Here is a 1,937-nt window from a genome sequence, read left to right as displayed (position 1 = left end):
CCGCGGCGTGGAAGGGATTTTATGAGGCCCTAAGGGCTCGAGGATTTAGCACAACCCAAGCACTGGTAGCACTGGCCCGCAAGCTTGCGCGAGTGGCATTCGCTCTGTTGAAGAACCAGAGCGAATACCTACCAAAAGGCATTTAGGGGCTAGCCCTGCACCATAGAATCTCCCACAGAGAACCTGCGGTGGGACTCAAATCCTGCTGGCACCTTGGCCCATTGTGGGAGCGAGCCTGCTCGCGATAGCGGTGGATCTGCTTGCTCCTGTGTTGAAGGTTCCGCCGTCATCGCGAGCAGGCTCGCACACCATAGGGTTCACTGGCCGCAGGGCCTCATCGATTGAGCAGGAACTCCAGCAACGTCGCCGCGCAGGCTTCAATGCTGCCTTCCAGGATCAGCTCATACCCATGGGTGTTTTCCGTGGGTATCGCGATACAACCTCCCATGGCCGACACGCCACTGCCCATGACGGCGCTGGCATCACTGGCAAAGTCCACCAGGAAGGCGAATTGCGGCTCCAGGCCGCTGCGTTCGCCGGCACGGTACAACTGGTCGACGATATTGCGGCTGTAGCAGCCTTTTTCGTCCCCCGTATTGATGATCGGGTTGACGCTCAACCGGGTTCCATACTCTTGCACTACCGGCCCGACCTCGACGGCAACGGTCACCTCGCCCGGCAGGTGGGCGGCGGCATACAGTGCTCCGGCATTGGACTCCTCTTCCAGGGTGCTGAACACGAAATACACTTCACCGGTCAGTTCCGCCCGGCGCTCGGCCAACAGCGCGGCAGCCTGCAGGGTCGCGACCATCGGCGCACGGTCGTCGAGAAAGTGCGCGGCAATGGCATCGCCCACCCGAAACGGCCGGCGCCAGTGCTGGCTCAGCACCACCCGCGTGCCAGGGCGCACACCGTGCCTGTGCAATTGTTCCCGGGAACAACGGGTGATCACGTGGACATCTTCCCAGTGCACATTCCCGGACAGGACATCCGCCCCCTGATGGGTTTCGGCCGTGCTGTGCATGGAGCCGAACGACAACACACCCGGGATGAAATCCCGATCGCCCAGGATGTCCACCGGGCACACGCCGAAGTTGATCGGGTTAGCACCTCCCAAGGCCACTACCCGAAGTGTTCCATCGGGTTCGACGCGTTTGACCAGCATGGCGATTTCGTCCAGATGCGCCATGACCCTGACCGGCGTTTGGCGGCCGCTACCGCTGACGGCTCCCTTGATCAAGCCGATCACGTTGCCGGCCGGGTCGACCCAGGTCTTGTCGCAATGGGGTTCCAGTTCCCGCAGGCAGATTTGCCGGACTTCGTCTTCCTGTCCGCCGGGTCCGCGGGCCATCAGCAACTCTTCCAGCAACGGTAATGTAGACAGATTCGCTTGCATCGATCGGACTCTCCTTATGCTTGCCACGGGGCCGTCGCGGTGCCGATGACGGAGCGGACCGTAACGTGCCTGTCTTTCTTGAGGGTGCCCGTGTTGGAAAAATTTGATCGGATCGGCGGATAAACAGACGAGCGGGCCATGCCAGGTGACAGACCGGCGGCCATATGACAGGGTTGACCCCAATATCGCCAGGCATCACATTGCCTGGACCGCCGATGGACTCAACGGCAGTTTCGTCGTACCCGGATTTGTGGAGCCCATGACCGCGTCGATTCCGATCCGCCCCCCCTGCCCGCCTGGCGTCTGCGACTGCGGGCGCGATGCATTGCTGGAAACGGCGGGCAGCGACTTGCGCATCCTTTGCCTGAACCGTCAGGAAGAAAAGCGCCTGCTCGAACGGCTGGAAAACATCCAGGACCTGGCCGAGCTCGAACGGTTGCAACAGCGGCTTTACGAAAACCTGGGCATCCGCTTGACCATCGAGCCGGGCTATAACGAAGTCCGGACCATGCGCGGTATCGCCATCGAGTTCCAGGAACAA

General features: G+C 61.4%; 2 protein-coding genes and 1 pseudogene. 2 read left to right on the top strand and 1 reads right to left on the bottom strand.

What is annotated here, in order from left to right; all coding sequences use genetic code 11:
• Positions 1 to 146 (top strand): annotated as a pseudogene (locus AD665_RS27900) (IS110 family transposase); the annotation flags it as partial.
• A 188-nt stretch (positions 147 to 334) separates the two neighbouring features.
• On the opposite strand, the gene AD665_RS17990 reads toward AD665_RS27900, so the two are convergent.
• Positions 335 to 1,396, bottom strand: a complete 1,062-nt coding sequence (locus AD665_RS17990) for a zinc-binding metallopeptidase family protein (protein ID WP_053191792.1) — start codon at positions 1,394 to 1,396, stop codon at positions 335 to 337.
• A 259-nt stretch (positions 1,397 to 1,655) separates the two neighbouring features.
• On the opposite strand from AD665_RS17990, the gene AD665_RS17985 reads away from it, so the two are divergent.
• A partial coding sequence (locus AD665_RS17985; protein ID WP_053193039.1) for a hypothetical protein occupies positions 1,656 to 1,937 on the top strand: 282 nt, incomplete at its 3' end.

This window comes from Pseudomonas corrugata (assembly GCF_001269905.1).
GTDB classification, from domain to species: Bacteria; Pseudomonadota; Gammaproteobacteria; order Pseudomonadales; family Pseudomonadaceae; genus Aquipseudomonas; species Aquipseudomonas corrugata.
The sequence above is the reverse complement of the archived record's forward strand: the minus strand, read 5'-3'. Positions and strand labels throughout refer to the sequence as shown.

What these genes read in the sequence shown, in the direction of transcription:
- AD665_RS17990 (WP_053191792.1), bottom strand. Translation starts at nt 1,396, where the DNA reads ATGCAAGCGAATCTGTCTACATTACCGTTGCTGGAAGAGTTGCTGATG.